Below are 13,719 nucleotides of genomic sequence, written 5' to 3'. Positions count from 1 at the left end.
TGCGAGAAAAAGCTACGGGCCGGACGGCCGTCGACCGTCCGGCCCGCGATGGTTTGCGTGGAGATTACTGCTTCACGCCGAGGGCGAAGGTGTCAGCGAGCACCTTGTAGACGTCGCTTTCTTCCATGTAGCCCTTGAACTCTTCGGCACCGGGGCCGGCGGCCTGCAGCACGACGTCGTCAACCGTGTGCGTGCCGGTCGACTCGTCCTTCGGCAGGTTGCCTTCGACGAAGATGGCGCCCGGCACGTCCTTGTACTTCTCGTTGGCGACATACTCGCCCTTTTCGTTCTTCACCGCCGGCTCGAACGGCCCGTCGAGCTTCGGATTGAAGGTCTCGTAGTGGTCCGGGTAGTTCGACACGAACATGGCGAGGCGGCGGCTCGGGTCGATCTTGTCGGGGTAGCCGTCCTTGTCCTCGTCGGTGTAGGTCGGGAAGCCGGCGTTGGCGCCGACCAGGAACTTCTCACGACCTTCCTTGCCGATGGTGTCGTCGATGGTGCCGACGATCGAAACGCCATGGGTGTGATCGCCGGTCACGACGATCAGCGTGTCGGGGTTCTTCGCCTGGAATTCGCGAGCCGCGGCGATCGCCTGGTCGAACTCGATGGTCTCGAACGCGGCGCGTTCCATATCGAGCGGATGGCTGGCCTTGTCGATGCAGGACCCTTCGACCATCAGGAAGAAGCCTTCTGGATTCTTCGACAGATTGTCGAGGGCAACCTTGGTCATCTCGACGAGGCCCGGCTGGTTCGGGAACTTGTCGACGGTGCCCTTCTTGAGCTGCATGCGGTCGAGGGCATAGTCCATGTTGCCGGGGTGGAACAGACCGAGGATCTTGTCCGAACCGGCGGCCTTCTCAAGCTCGGTCTTGTCGGTGGCGAGCTTGTAGCCGGCGTCCTGGAACAGCTTGATGAAGTCCTTGTCGTCCTTGCGCTTGGAGCCAGGCACGTCCTTTGACAGGAAGTAGGCCGAGCCGCCGCCCAGCACCACTTCCGGCTTAACGTTATAGAGCATGCCGACGATGTCGGCCTTGTCGTCGCGCTTGCGGGTATGGGCGACGACGGCGGCCGGCGTGGCGTCCTCGATCTCGGAGGTGACGACGACGCCGATCGACTTCTTGGTGGTGCGGCGCAGCGCCTCGGCGATGTTCTCCACCTTCGGGTCGTCGAGCGACGGCGGCGTGCGGTCGGCGTAGACGCCGAGGGCGTTGATCGCCGTCTTGTGGCCGGTCATGTAGGCCGACATGGTGTTGGCCGAGTCGGTGTTGATCGCGTTGGTCGAAGACGTGCCGATGAAGGCCATATGATCGAGGTCGTCCATGGCGAGACGGCCATTGGCCTTGCCTTCGGTCATGCCCTTCGACATCAGGCGGGCGGCAGTGCGGTGGGCGACAGAGAGACCATCGCCAAGCAGGAAGATGATGTTCTTGGCCTTGGGCGTCTCAGGCGTTGCGTAGACGTTCCAGGTGACGGACTTCGTCTCATCGCCAGCCGTAACATCGACCGTATAGGCGCCAGCCTTGTTGATCTTCACGCCGCGCAGCAACACGGCTGAGCCGAGCGTCGCGTCGTCCTTGCCCTTTTCGGAGGCGACGAATTCGACTTCGCCACCGAGCGCGGCCTTGTAGTCAGCGCCGTTGACGGCAATCTTGACGTCCTCGGCCTTTACCGTGCCCTTGAACTCCACCTTGAAGTCGAAGGGAGAGCCGGCGAGGATGGTCGCCCGGTCGAGCGGATAAACAGTGGCAGCGCCGGCCGTGCCGATCAAAGCCGTGCTGGCGGCAAGCGCCAGAAGAAGAGTCCGCATAATGTGCCCCCGTAAAATTGGATCGCGTCGAAAAGCGCGCGCGTTCCTTGGTAGGCAGGGGCCATGACGCTGGCGTGACGGACTCATGAAGCCCCTGTGACATGTAAGGGACTGAAAAATATTTGTAATTTATCTAAAGGGTTAGCCGGCAGTCGATAACTTATCCGACTGCCGGCCGGTGTTGAGAGGTCGGCGCTAGAAGCGTTCACCGACAAATTCTTCGCTTTTGGCCCACAGCGCCTTGGCGCGATCGGGATCGAGCGCGTAGGAGCGGACGCCTTCCGAGATGGGATCAGTCGGGCTTTGGGTGACCGGCGCAACATGACAGTTCTCGCAGTAGCGACCGCCCACCTCGTCAGCATCAGCGACAACGCCGGCCCAGACGGAGGTGGCGGCCCCCTGCGGAATGGTTTTCAACCGGAAGGGCGGCTTGCCGGCTGCGGTGAGGTCAGCATTGATGCGTTCAACCATGGTTTTGAGCCTGTCGACGCCAACGTGTCGGGTCAGTTCGGTGTTGATGCCACCCGGATGCACCGCCGCCGCGCGGACGCCGCGCGCTTGGTGCCGACGGTCGAACTCCACGGCGAACAGAATATTGGAAGTTTTCGAACGGCCATAGGCAATCCAAGGGTCGTAGGGCGTGCGCTCGAAGTTCGGGTCGTCGAGGTCTACGTCGGCGTAGCGGTGACCGGCGGAGGAGAGGTTGACGAGGCGTCCACCCGGCGCGATCAGTCCGGCGATCCGGTTGACGAACAGGAAGTGGCCGAGGTGGTTGGTGCCGAACTGCGTCTCGAAGCCATCGGCTGTATGGCCGAAGGGAGCCGCCATGACACCGGCGTTGGCGATGACGACGTCAAACGCCCGGCCATCGGCGACAAGCCTGTCGGAGGCGGCGCGGATGCTGGCGAACGAGGCGAGGTCGAGTTCGGTAAGCTCGAAAGCGCCATGGCCTTCGGCCGCTGCCTCGCGCACCGGTGCCGTTGCAGTTTCTGCTTTTTTGAGGTCGCGCGCCGCGCCGACAACCGAGGCGCTGTGGGCGACAAGCGCTCGGGCCGTTTCGACGCCAAGGCCGGCCGAAACGCCGGTGACGAGAATACGCTTGCCGGAAAGATCGATACCGGCGAGCACGTCGTCGGTGGTGGAGGTTGCACCGAAAGCTGAAGTCATGTCTGTCTCCATATGCCGAGATCGCCCCTCTTGGCTGGCGAGCCGTTGCCTGGCGCCTGGCTTTAAGCTAAAAAGGAGGGTATCTCCGTTTTTAAATACGGAGGATACCTCCGTTTATCAAGAGGCTCACGCGGACGTGATTGAGAATGCTGAAAAGCCGCCCCGAAAGCCCCGCGCCGATGCCGCCCGCAATCGCGCCCGACTGATCGATGCCGCCAAGTCGGTGTTCGCGGAGAGGGGAGGGGCTGCCAGCCTCGAGGAGGTGGCCCGTGCGGCGGCGGTCGGCATCGGCACCCTCTATCGCCATTTCCCGACACGTGACGCGCTGATCGAGGCGGTCTATCGCAACGAGAGCGACCAGTTGGTGCGGGCAGCCTCCGAGCTTGCCGCAACACGACCGCCGGTCGATGCGCTCAGGGAGTGGATGCGCCTCTTCTTCACCTACATGTCCGTCAAGCACGGCATGATGGAGCTCTTGGACTCGCTTGCCGACGGCAAGTCGTCACTTACCGCCGCTTCCGGCGCAGCGACCAAGCAGACGATCGACCTCCTGGTAGGCAATGCCATTGCAGCCGGCGAAATCGGCAACGTCGCCGAACCTCTCGATTTGCTTCGGGCGCTCGCCGGCATGGTTCATTTCAGTGGTGGTCGCGTGAACGAGGAAGCTGCGGCCCATGCCATCATCGACATCATGATATCGGGCCTGCAGGCAAACCGGCCGCGCTGATCGGCTTTAGACACGCCGCTCGCTTTCGGCATCGAATACTGACAAGCGGCTAAGATCAAAGCCGACGGTAACTGGCTCCCCGAGGTTCGGCAGCATGTCGGAGGGGAACTTGGCGACGATCTCCTGTTCCCCCATCACCAGCACGACGAGGTTGTCCGAGCCGGTGTGCTCGGTCAAAATTGGCTTCAACGTTATGGGAAAGGGCGCTCTGCCACCCGAGGCCTGAACGGACACCGGCTGGATGGATTCGGGGCGGAGGCCGATGACCACCGCTTGCCCCTCGGTCGGAGCCGCCTCGAAGGCGTAGCCGTCGAGCGGCAGCGTAATAGCGCCGATATCGGCCAAGACGCGGCCACCATCGAGCCGAAGGTTTCCCTTCATGAAGTTCATGCCGGGATTGCCGAGGAAGTCGGCGACGAACAGGTTGACTGGCCGGTGGTAGACCTCTTCCGGCTTGCCGACCTGCTGGATCTCGCCGGCCTTCATCACCACCATGCGGGTGGCCAGCGTCATCGCCTCCAACTGGTCGTGGGTGACGTAGATCGCTGTTGTCCCCAGCGTCAGATGCAGCTTCTTGATCTCGGTGCGCATGCTGGCGCGCAGCTTGGCGTCGAGGTTGCTGAGCGGCTCGTCGAACAGGAAGACCTTGGGATCGCGCACCAGCGCCCGGCCAATGGCGACGCGTTGCCGCTGACCGCCCGACAACTGGCTCGGTCGCCTGTCGAGCAGGTGATCGATATGCAGCATGCGCGCCTTTTCCTCGACCAGCGGTCGGATCTCGGACATCGGCTTGCCGCGCATCCTGAGACCGAACTCCATGTTGCTGCGCACGCTCATGGTCGGATAGAGGGCGTAGGACTGGAACACCATGGCGATGTCGCGATCCTTGGGCTCGACGTCGGTAACGTCGCGGCCGCCGATTTCAATCTCCCCCGAGCTCAGCCGGTCGAGGCCGGCGACTATGTGCAACAGCGTCGATTTGCCGCAACCCGATGGTCCCAGCAGCACGATGAACTCGCCGCGTTCGATCTCGAGATTGATATCCTTCAGCACCCTCAGCGAGCCGTAGCTTTTGTTGCAGTTGGAAATGCGGATGTCGATCATGACGGTCAACCCTTGACGGCCCCGGCGGTCATGCCGCGCAGGAAGTAGCGGCCCAGCAGGATGTAGAGGATGAGGGTGGGGGCGGCGGCGATCACCGTCGCTGCCATGTGGACGTTGTATTCCTTCACCCCGAAATTGGAGTTGACCAGGTTGTTGAGGGCGACCGTCATCGGCGCGCTCGACGGGTTGGAGAAGGAGACGGCGAACAGGAAGTCGTTCCAGATGCCGGTGAACTGCAGGATCAGCGCCACGACGATCACCGATGGCGACAACGGCAGCACGATGCGGAAGAAGATCCAGAAGAAGCCGGCACCATCGATACGCGCCGCCTTGATCAGGTCGTTGGGTACCGACAGGAAAAAGTTGCGGAACAGCATGGTGGTGATGGGTATGCCGTAGATCACGTGGATCAGGATCAGCCCCTCCACCGAGCCGAACAGGCCAAGCGTGCGGAGCGTCACCGCCACCGGCGCCAGCACCACCTGGAAGGGCACGAAGTTGCCGGCGACCAGCGCGGCGAATACGAAGCGAGCGCCAGGAAACGGCCACTTGGCGAGCGCATAGCCGTTGATGGCGCCGATCATCACCGAGATCAGCACGGCGGGGATGGTCATTACCATCGAGTTGCCGAAATAGCCCTTGAGGCCACCGCAGGTGATGCCGATACAGGCCTCGCCCCAGGCGGTGACCCAGGGTTGGACCGTTGGTTCGTGCGGCAGAGCCATCAATCCGCCCGACTGTATCTCCGGCATCGTCTTGAACGACGTGCTGAGCAGAATGTAGAGCGGGCCGGCGAAAAAGAGGGCGATAATAGCCAGCAGCAGGTAGAGCACTCCCCGGCTCAGGATGGCCTTGCGCCGCCGGGGCGTCAGCCAGCCGGACCGCGCGGCCCGGGGCATTGTTTCAGTCGAGGCTGGCATCAGCCGCGCTCCCTCGTTTCGACGTAGAGATAGGGGATCAGGATCGCCAGCACGGTGCCGAGCATCACCACCGCCGAGGCGGCCGACAGGCCGAGATTGGTGCGGCGGAAGGCCATGTCGAACATGAACACCGACGGCAGGTCGGACGACACGCCTGGGCCGCCATTGGTCAGCGCCACCACCAAGTCGAACGAGCGGACGATCGACAGAGCCAAAAGCACGACGACGGTGAGGAACACCGGCGCCAGCATCGGGATGACGATGTAAACGTAGACCCGCCAGGCGGGAATCCCGTCGACCGCCGCTGCCTTCCATATGTCCTCGTCGATGCCACGCAGGCCGGCGAGAAACAGCGCCATGACGAGGCCACAGCCTTGCCAGAAGGCGGCCACCACCAGAGCCCAGATGACGGTGTCGGGATTGGTCAGCCAGTCGAGGCGAAAGCTGGTGAAGCCCAGTTGGTGCACCATCACCTCGATACCGAGGGTGGGGTTGAGCAGCCATTGCCAGATGATGCCGGTCACCACGAAGGACATGGCCATCGGATACATGACGATCGAGCGGAAGAAGCTTTCCGCGCGGATGCGCTGGTCGATCAGGATGGCAATGACGAGCCCGAGCGAAATGGTGACGAGCAGGAACAGCCCACCGAACAGGAACATGTTGGTGAAGGCGACGTGCCAGCGCGGCGTGTGAAACAGCCGCCAGTATTGCTCCAGTCCGACGAAGCTGTCGAAGCGCGGGAAGGCCTTGCTATTGGTCGTGGAAACGGCCGCCGTATAGGCGATGAAGCCGTAGAGAAAGATCGCGATCAGCGCCAGCGAGGGCGACAGGGCGACTTGCGACACGTGCCGCTGGAGAAATCTGCGCATGATCGGAGCCCTCGCTTGGCGTATTGGAGATGGACCGGCGGTTTCCCGCCGCCGGCCCAACTTGTCAAAACCCCAATCAGCGGGTCGCTGCCACGGCGTCGGCCATGGCGGTCATGCCTTCCTGCGGTGTCATCTTGCTGTGCAGGAAGGTAGTCATCTGGTCGACCAGCGCGCCGATGCTTGTGGCGTCTGCGACGTTATCGGGCACAAGGAACAGGTGACCCTCGGCCGCTTCCCCCATGGCGATCTGGGCGCAGGGGTCGAAACCGGTCTTGTCTATGTCGAGGCGTGGCGGGATCGAGCCCTTGCGCAGGCTGAATTCCTTCTGCACCACCGGGTCCATGATCGTCTTGGCGAGCGCGAGTTGGGCTTCGCGGGTCGCCGGGTCCTTGACGGCGGTCATGGCGAAGGCGTCGGTGCCGAAGACCAGTGTCTTGCCGCCAGCCGGGAACACTTCGCAGGCGATGTCTTTGCCGGGGGCTTTGTTCGCCGCCACGAACTCGCCCTTCAGCCAGTCGCCCATGATCATGTAGGCCGCTTTGCCATTGATCAGCAGGCCACCGGTGATGTTCCAGTCGCGGCTTGGACTGCCGGGGTCGACGAGATCGCGCACCTTGGCGAAGGTTTCGAAGGCCTTGAGCATTTCCGGACTGCGCAGCGCGGTGTCATCGAGGTTGTAGGTGACCTTGGTCAGGAAATCACGGCCGCCGACGTCGATCAGGATGCTCTCGAAAACGAAGATCTCCTGCCAGGACTGGCCGCCGAGCGCCAGCGGGATATAGCCCTTGGCGCGGATCTTGTCGGCCGAGGCGATCAGCTCGTCCCAGGTCTTCGGCATGGGGATGCCGACGTCGTCGAGAACGGCCTGGTTGCCCCACAGCCAGTTGTGGCCATGGATATCCATCGGCGCGCTGACGTATTTGCCTTTATACTTGGCATTGTCGGCAATCACCTTGGGTAATAGCTTGTCCCAGTCCTGTGCCACCGCGTCGATGTCGTTGAGTTGGCCTTCCTCGGCCAGCGCCATCAAAGGTGCGCCAACCTGCCACTGCATGGAGGTCGGCGGATCGCCGCCGAGGATGCGGGTGCGCGCCACCATGCGCGCCGCCTCGCCGCCGGCCACCGGGTTATCCTTCCAGGTGTTGCCCGTCTTTTCATAGGCTTCGACCAGGATCTTCAAGGCCGCTGCCTCGCCACCGCTGGTCCACCAATGAATGACCTCGGCGGTGCCGGCGAACACCGGCGTGGTTGTCGTCAGGGCAAAGGCCATGGCCGAGCCCAGCACTCCAAGTTTCGTGAACATCTCTCTCCTCCTTCGTCGTGGCCCGATACTCTCCCTTCGGGCCCCTCCAACATCCTCATCCGCTTCGGCCGCTGAGATGCGGGCCGACGGGACGGAAAACACCCTCGCTTCCGGTCCTCCGGATCACCCCTTCAGAAAGTTGGCGAGCCAGCGGCCGCTGTCTTTCATGGTCCGCTTCTGAGTCGCGAAATCGACGTGCACCAAGCCGAACCGTTTGGAATAGCCTTCCGCCCATTCGAAATTGTCGAGAAGGCTCCAGACGAAATAGCCGGTGAGGTCGACGCCGCTGTCCACCGCCGCGCGCAACGCGTCGATATGGCGATGGATGTAGACGGCACGCTTCTCGTCATGAATCTTGCCGTCCGCTCCGACCACGTCGGGATAGGTCGCGCCGTTCTCGGTGATGGCGATGGGGACTGGCTGATAGTCACGTTTGACGCGGGAAAGCAGTTCGGTCAGGCCTTCGGGATAGACCTCCCAACCAAAGCCCGTGACGTCGGTGGCCTCTGGTTCCACCACGCGCGACCGCATCGGGCCCCCCTGGGGATCGTCGGCGATGATCTCGCGGAAATAATAGTTGATACCGAGGAAATCGGTCCGCCCGGCGATGATGGCAAGGTCGCCGTCGACGATCGTCGGGGCGGCGGCGCCGAGCTCGCGCAGAACGTCCTGCGGATAGCCGCGGCCGTGCAGGGGATCGAGGAACCAACGGTTCCTGAGACCATCATGGCGGATGGCTGCCAACCGGTCCGCCTCGGAGTCGGACGCCGTGTGGATGGGGTGCAGGCTGAGCGCGATGCCGCATCGGGCGTCGGTGACGTTGGCCCTGAGCACCGGCAGCGCTAGGCCATGCGATAGCAGAACGTGGTGGGTCGCCTGCATCGCCGCCGCGAGGTCTCGCTTGCCCGGTGCGAACTCGCCCTCGTAATAGCCCTTGATGGTGCTGCACCAGGGCTCGTTGTGGGTGATCCAGCGCTTGACGCGATCGCCAAGCCGGCGGGAAACCACGTCGGCGAAATTAGCGAAGGCGAGGGCGGTGTCCCGGTGCGGCCAGCCACCGGCATCTTCGAGCGGTTGCGGCAGATCCCAATGATAAAGGGTCAACCAGGGCTCGATGCCGCGTTCGAGCAGCCCATCGACCAGACGGTCGTAGAAGGCGAGGCCCGCCTCGTTCACCGCGCCGGTTCCCGTTGGCAGGATGCGCGGCCACGACACGGAAAAGCGATAGGCGCCGACGCAGAGCGCCTTCACCAAATCGAGGTCTTCTTTCCAACGATGATAGTGATCGCAAGCCAAGGCTGGCGTATCGCCACCCCGAATGCGGCCCGGCTCGGCAGCAAACGTGTCCCAAACCGAGGGACGGCGACCGTCGGCATCCGTTCCACCCTCAATCTGCAGAGCGGAGGTGGAAACGCCCCACCGGAAATCGTCGGGAAACTGGGCGCGAGTAGAGCGAGGCATTTTGGCGACCGCTGTTGATGATCTATCTTATTTCAATTAATTAAATGAAATGTAGTACGAGTCAAGTCGCGTAATTTCGCCGCCCGAATTTATCACTTCGGCGAGGCGGGCCGGCAATCGACAGGAGCTGCAAGGCGATTTTTGCAGATTTCCGCCGGATTTTCGCTGACTGATAGGCACTTCGGAAGAGGTGCGGAGCAAACACGAAAGCGACCGCAGAGTTGAAATCGGCCCCTTTTTCATTTCTATAAGTGAAGCCAACAGGGCCTCCGGCTCCTGACCAACGAAAGCAGCCTCATGCCCTCGCTGAAGGGAAACCAGAGCACTTCGCGCACTCTCAACCGATTGCTGCTGCTCAATCATCTGCGTCGGCACGGCCCGACGGCCCGCTCGGATATCGCCGCTGCGACGGGGCTCAGCCCGGCGGCGATCTCCTACGTGTCGTCCGAGCTTTTGGAACAGCAGGTGATCACCGAGCGCGACGCTGTGGCCGATGGCGGCCGGCGCCGGATGACGCGGCTCGATCTCAACTATGCCGGCCATGTGTCGCTTGGCGTCAAGCTGATGGAATATAGCTTTCGCGCGACGCTGACCGATCTCGGCACCAACGTCATCGATACCCTTACCGCCGATGTCGATGCGCGCTCCCCGGAGGCGGTGGCAAAGGCAATTGCCGACGCGCTCGCCCATCTCCTCGAACGCTCGGGAGAGGACAAGAAGCGGCTGATTGGTATCGGCCTTGCCATGCCCGGTCAGCATGACGCCGAGCGGGGGATCTGCCTGCGTTGCGACCGGTTCGGTTGGAAGGATGTGCCGATCGCGGCGCTGATTACCGATCTGGCTGGCGCGCCTGTCTGGGTCGACAACGACGTCAACGCCTTCGCACTCGCCGAACATCTGTTCGGTGCCGGGCGAAAGGCGTCATCATTGGCTGTGTTTTCCTTCGGTCGCGGCATCGGCGCGGCAATGATCGTCGATGGCCAGCTACTGCGCGGCCGGTACGGTGGCGCCGGCGAGATCGGTCATCTCACTGTGATTGAGGGTGGCCCGCGCTGCGAATGCGGCAGGCTCGGCTGTCTCGAGGCGGTAACATCGCTGCCGGCCATCCTGAACGCTTACGGCATCGTTCGGCCATCCGATCGCACCATCGATCCGGCCGCTCTGGCGGCGCTCGCGGCGAAGGGCGACGCAGTGGCGCGGGAGATCCTCGACACCGCCGGCCGGCGGCTCGGCGCGGCGGCGGCCACCTTCGCCAGCTTGTTTGATCCGGAGACCATGGTGATCGGCGGCGAAGGCGTGCTGTTCGGCCCGGCGTTGCTCGATCCGCTGGTTGCCACGCTGAAGGAAAAGAACTTCCAGCGCGGCACCGAGGTGTTCGTCGAGTTCTGGAACGACGACGCCTGGGCACGCGGCGCGGCGGCGCTCGCCATCGACAGCTTCTTCTCAATCCCGATGTGAATGCGGCGTTACCGCAGCACAACACCGTAGACGCACATCTAAGTGCTAGACGCCTGATTTCCTTGGGAAACCGATGGCTCCGCGAGTAGGACTCGAACCTACGACCCGGTGATTAACAGTCACCTGCTCTACCAACTGAGCTATCGCGGAACAGCTTCGGTGGCGGTGCGTATAACAAAGCTGTCCCGGTTTGCAAAGCCCCCTCGGCAAGGAAAATGCGACGGCGGCGCGAAAAGGCCGGAGAAGGTGGATATCTGATTGCTAACAGTATGGGCTGGAAAGGCTTTTTCCTTCACCAGGCCAGTGTTTTTCCGCACCTCCCACCAGCGGTCTTTGAAAAGGGATCGGTGATTTCCTATTTGTCCGGGACCTGTTTTCCGCCGGAACTGCGACGGTTTTGAAAGGCGATCCATGCCGAAAATGAAGCTTTGGGGACGGACGGTGCGACTACCGAGAAGCCGGCCTCTTCGCGTCGTCATGGGGTTCGCCTTCATTGCCATGGGACTTGTCGGTTTCATGCCGGTCGTCGGCTTCTGGATGATTCCGGTCGGTCTTGCCATTCTCTCGGTGGATTCGCCTCTAGCTCGCCGGTTCAGGCGGCGTGCAGAAGTCTGGGTGCTCCGCCGCTACAATCGCTGGAGAGGGCGCGACGGCGGCTCCACTTAGACGAACGAATAAGCGTTGGCCCCCCGCGAGCGATTTGCCGGAATCCATTCACGCGAATGTGCCTGACTTTGATATTTCGTTCCTGGAGTGGGGACTCCACCTATGGCAAGTTAGATGCAGGACAAGCGCGATGCGATCGCGATGTTGACGAGATACGACACTGAGCCGAAACGGACGGCGTCATATTTCGGTCGCGGTTGATGATTATCGGTTTGCCCCAGAGAGAAGCGCTCTCTCGTAATTGGGAAAGGAGGTCAAAATGACAGACATTTCGCACACGCGGATCGCGCGAACGAATGTATGCCGTTCGACGATCCATCCCAATCATCTTGGCTCGAAACGCCAATGGCGAATGTGTCTTTGCTAAGCATCTGACACTTCACACGAAAAACGTAATCGACAGGATGATGGTCTCGCACACGGCGCAAGACCAGGAGAGCAATATTATGTCCAAGCCAAGTGTTATTGAAGTGGCCGGAAAGGCCGTCGCGGTTGCCGCTCCCGCCGGGGATCAGGTGCGTTTCGTTGCCGTCAAGTATGACGTCTGGGATCTCGACGGCGAGCTCTACAGCTCGGTTGACGAGGCCAAGCGGGCGGCGGCGCGTCACCTCGCCGGTCAGGGTGCTGTGGCACAGCGGTTCGGCCAAAATGGCTCCTCAACCAGTTTGGCGGTTGCCGTCTGAATGATGGCCGCCCCATGCAACAACTCCACACACAAAACGGCCGCTACCAGTCGAGCCGATTGGTGGCGGCTACCCGGCTGAACCACAGCCCGGAATCCTTGATGGTGCGCTTCTGGTTGCGGAAATCAGTATGGATCAGACCGTAACGCTCGGTATGGCCCTCGCCCCATTGAAAATTATCCAGCAACGTCCAGGCATGGAATGCTCTTACGTTCGCGCCGTCGGCGATCGCCCGGGCGAGCTCGGACAGAACCTGTCGATACCACTCGATCCGCCTGAAGTCGGGCACCCTGCCATTATCTTCCTCGTAGGGCGCGTCGAGATAGCTGCATCCGCTCTCTGTGATTTCGATGGGCAAGCCGTCGTATTCCCGAGAAATCTGGCTTACGAGGTCGTAGATGCCACGCGGCCATAGCTCAAGACCCGCCTCGGTGAGCGGCCCTTCCTTGGGCATTTCGGCATTGAACCGAGTGTAAGGATCGCGGCCACCCGGCCCGCCCGACTCGATTTCGGTGCCGCTGAAGCTGCCGCCCCCAAAATGCTGTTCATGGCTTGCGTCCGCGACGACGCGGCGCGTGTAGTAGTGAAAGCCGATCCAATCAAGCGGTGCCTTGAGAATGGTCTCGTCGCCCGGTCGGAAGTCCATCAGCTCCAGCGGCGCCTCGCCGACGAAAGCCTTGGGATAGTGCCCCTTCATCGCCGCTTCTAGAAAGAACACGTTGTTCATGGCGTGATAACGCGCCGCCGCGGCTCGGTCGGCTTGGCTGTCGGTCTTCGGATAGGCCGGCGCCATCTCATAAGCGCTGCCGAAGGTTGCCTTTGATGACGCCGCCTTGACGGCGCGGTGCGCCTCGCCTTGCGCTAGGCCCAGCGTATGCGCCGCTTTCAGAAAATCACTTAGGCTGGTGCGGCAGGGAGGCAGGGCGCCTGCGGCATATCCCATGTACGCGATGGCCCATGGCATGTTGAACGGCGCCCAGGTGGTAATGCGGTCGCCAAGATGCTTTGCCAGGAGGCCGGCGTAATCTGCGAAATAGCCAGCAAGATCGCGGTTCGGCCAGCCGCCGCGATCCTCAAGTCCCTGTGGCAGGTCCCAGTGATACAGCGTGCACCATGGCCGGATACCGGCGGCGAGCAGAGCGTCAACCAGCCGACTATAGTAGTCGAGCCCTTTCATATTGGGGGCGCCGGTGCCATTGGGTTGGATTCGCGGCCAGGAGATGGAGAAGCGGTAGCTCTTGAGGTTGAGTTTCCTCATCAATGCCACGTCTTCTTCGTAGCGGTGGTACTGGTCGCAGGCGATGTCACCGGTCACACCGCCGCGTATCTTGCCGGGTGTGTGGGCGAATCGGTCCCAGATCGATTCGCCTTTGCCATCCTCGTCCCAGGCGCCTTCCACTTGATAGGCGGCGGTCGCCGCACCCCATATGAAGCCGTCGGGAAAGCGCGCCTTGCGGATCTCGGCTTCCGGCACCGTACCGGGGATCTCGTCCGCCGGTGTGACAGTGGAAGGAAACGGGGAGGCGACATGGTTCATGGCCCATCCTTTCT

The 13,719-nt window shown here is 62.2% G+C and carries 12 protein-coding genes and 1 tRNA gene; 4 read left to right on the top strand and 9 right to left on the bottom strand.

Annotation, left to right across the window (positions count from 1 at the left end):
• Positions 1–64: 64 nt before the first annotated feature.
• Both AB6N07_RS20550 and AB6N07_RS20545 read right to left on the bottom strand, forming a co-directional pair.
• Complete coding sequence (locus AB6N07_RS20550; protein WP_370674914.1) at positions 65–1,807, bottom strand: alkaline phosphatase; 1,743 nt, start codon at positions 1,805–1,807, stop codon at positions 65–67.
• Positions 1,808–2,002: 195 nt separating this feature from the next.
• Positions 2,003–2,974, bottom strand: coding sequence for an SDR family NAD(P)-dependent oxidoreductase (locus AB6N07_RS20545; RefSeq protein WP_370674913.1), 972 nt, complete (start codon positions 2,972–2,974; stop codon positions 2,003–2,005).
• 136 nt (positions 2,975–3,110) lie between these two features.
• On the opposite strand from AB6N07_RS20545, the gene AB6N07_RS20540 reads away from it, so the two are divergent.
• On the top strand, positions 3,111–3,701 hold the full coding sequence (locus AB6N07_RS20540) for a TetR/AcrR family transcriptional regulator (protein WP_370674912.1): 591 nt from the start codon (positions 3,111–3,113) through the stop codon (positions 3,699–3,701).
• Between the two features lie 6 nt (positions 3,702–3,707).
• Here AB6N07_RS20540 and AB6N07_RS20535 read toward each other — a convergent pair whose 3' ends face one another.
• From AB6N07_RS20535 to AB6N07_RS20515, 5 genes are all read right to left on the bottom strand, one after another.
• On the bottom strand, positions 3,708–4,805 hold the full coding sequence (locus tag AB6N07_RS20535) for an ABC transporter ATP-binding protein (protein WP_370674911.1): 1,098 nt from the start codon (positions 4,803–4,805) through the stop codon (positions 3,708–3,710).
• A 5-nt stretch (positions 4,806–4,810) separates the two neighbouring features.
• Positions 4,811–5,704, bottom strand: a complete 894-nt coding sequence (locus AB6N07_RS20530; RefSeq protein ID WP_370678287.1) for a carbohydrate ABC transporter permease — start codon at positions 5,702–5,704, stop codon at positions 4,811–4,813.
• 20 nt (positions 5,705–5,724) lie between these two features.
• Positions 5,725–6,597 carry a carbohydrate ABC transporter permease gene (locus AB6N07_RS20525; protein WP_370674910.1) on the bottom strand — a complete coding sequence of 291 codons (873 nt, stop codon included), beginning with the start codon at positions 6,595–6,597 and terminating at the stop codon, positions 5,725–5,727.
• A 76-nt stretch (positions 6,598–6,673) separates the two neighbouring features.
• Entirely contained in the window at positions 6,674–7,900 is a 1,227-nt protein-coding gene (locus tag AB6N07_RS20520) for an ABC transporter substrate-binding protein (protein ID WP_370674909.1), read from the bottom strand.
• 123 nt (positions 7,901–8,023) lie between these two features.
• Complete coding sequence (locus tag AB6N07_RS20515; RefSeq protein ID WP_370674908.1) at positions 8,024–9,361, bottom strand: GH1 family beta-glucosidase; 1,338 nt, start codon at positions 9,359–9,361, stop codon at positions 8,024–8,026.
• 297 nt (positions 9,362–9,658) lie between these two features.
• Here AB6N07_RS20515 and AB6N07_RS20510 point away from each other — a divergent pair, with 297 nt between their 5' ends.
• Positions 9,659–10,819, top strand: a complete 1,161-nt coding sequence (locus AB6N07_RS20510) for an ROK family protein (RefSeq protein ID WP_370674907.1) — start codon at positions 9,659–9,661, stop codon at positions 10,817–10,819.
• A gap of 74 nt (positions 10,820–10,893) precedes the next feature.
• Here AB6N07_RS20510 and AB6N07_RS20505 read toward each other — a convergent pair.
• A tRNA-Asn gene (locus AB6N07_RS20505) sits at positions 10,894–10,969 on the bottom strand.
• 261 nt (positions 10,970–11,230) lie between these two features.
• On the opposite strand from AB6N07_RS20505, the gene AB6N07_RS20500 reads away from it, so the two are divergent.
• On the top strand, positions 11,231–11,485 hold the full coding sequence (locus tag AB6N07_RS20500) for a PGPGW domain-containing protein (protein ID WP_370674906.1): 255 nt from the start codon (positions 11,231–11,233) through the stop codon (positions 11,483–11,485).
• Positions 11,486–11,931: 446 nt separating this feature from the next.
• Positions 11,932–12,168 carry a hypothetical protein gene (locus tag AB6N07_RS20495; protein ID WP_370674905.1) on the top strand — a complete coding sequence of 79 codons (237 nt, stop codon included), beginning with the start codon at positions 11,932–11,934 and terminating at the stop codon, positions 12,166–12,168.
• 43 nt (positions 12,169–12,211) lie between these two features.
• Here the strand turns inward: AB6N07_RS20495 and AB6N07_RS20490 are convergent, their stop codons facing one another.
• Complete coding sequence (locus AB6N07_RS20490; RefSeq protein ID WP_370674904.1) at positions 12,212–13,705, bottom strand: glycoside hydrolase family 1 protein; 1,494 nt, start codon at positions 13,703–13,705, stop codon at positions 12,212–12,214.
• Between the last annotated feature and the right edge of the window lie 14 nt (positions 13,706–13,719).

Source organism: Pleomorphomonas sp. PLEO, assembly GCF_041320595.1.
Lineage (GTDB): Bacteria > Pseudomonadota > Alphaproteobacteria > Rhizobiales > Pleomorphomonadaceae > Pleomorphomonas.
This window is presented reverse-complemented; position numbering and strand designations above follow the sequence as displayed.

What these genes read in the sequence shown, in the direction of transcription:
- AB6N07_RS20525 (WP_370674910.1), bottom strand. Translation starts at nt 6,597, where the DNA reads ATGCGCAGATTTCTCCAGCGGCACGTGTCGCAAGTCGCCCTGTCGCCC.
- AB6N07_RS20530 (WP_370678287.1), bottom strand. Translation starts at nt 5,704, where the DNA reads ATGCCCCGGGCCGCGCGGTCCGGCTGGCTGACGCCCCGGCGGCGCAAG.
- AB6N07_RS20515 (WP_370674908.1), bottom strand. Translation starts at nt 9,361, where the DNA reads ATGCCTCGCTCTACTCGCGCCCAGTTTCCCGACGATTTCCGGTGGGGC.
- AB6N07_RS20510 (WP_370674907.1), top strand. Translation starts at nt 9,659, where the DNA reads ATGCCCTCGCTGAAGGGAAACCAGAGCACTTCGCGCACTCTCAACCGA.
- AB6N07_RS20520 (WP_370674909.1), bottom strand. Translation starts at nt 7,900, where the DNA reads ATGTTCACGAAACTTGGAGTGCTGGGCTCGGCCATGGCCTTTGCCCTG.
- AB6N07_RS20535 (WP_370674911.1), bottom strand. Translation starts at nt 4,805, where the DNA reads ATGATCGACATCCGCATTTCCAACTGCAACAAAAGCTACGGCTCGCTG.
- AB6N07_RS20550 (WP_370674914.1), bottom strand. Translation starts at nt 1,807, where the DNA reads ATGCGGACTCTTCTTCTGGCGCTTGCCGCCAGCACGGCTTTGATCGGC.
- AB6N07_RS20500 (WP_370674906.1), top strand. Translation starts at nt 11,231, where the DNA reads ATGCCGAAAATGAAGCTTTGGGGACGGACGGTGCGACTACCGAGAAGC.
- AB6N07_RS20545 (WP_370674913.1), bottom strand. Translation starts at nt 2,974, where the DNA reads ATGACTTCAGCTTTCGGTGCAACCTCCACCACCGACGACGTGCTCGCC.
- AB6N07_RS20490 (WP_370674904.1), bottom strand. Translation starts at nt 13,705, where the DNA reads ATGAACCATGTCGCCTCCCCGTTTCCTTCCACTGTCACACCGGCGGAC.
- AB6N07_RS20495 (WP_370674905.1), top strand. Translation starts at nt 11,932, where the DNA reads ATGTCCAAGCCAAGTGTTATTGAAGTGGCCGGAAAGGCCGTCGCGGTT.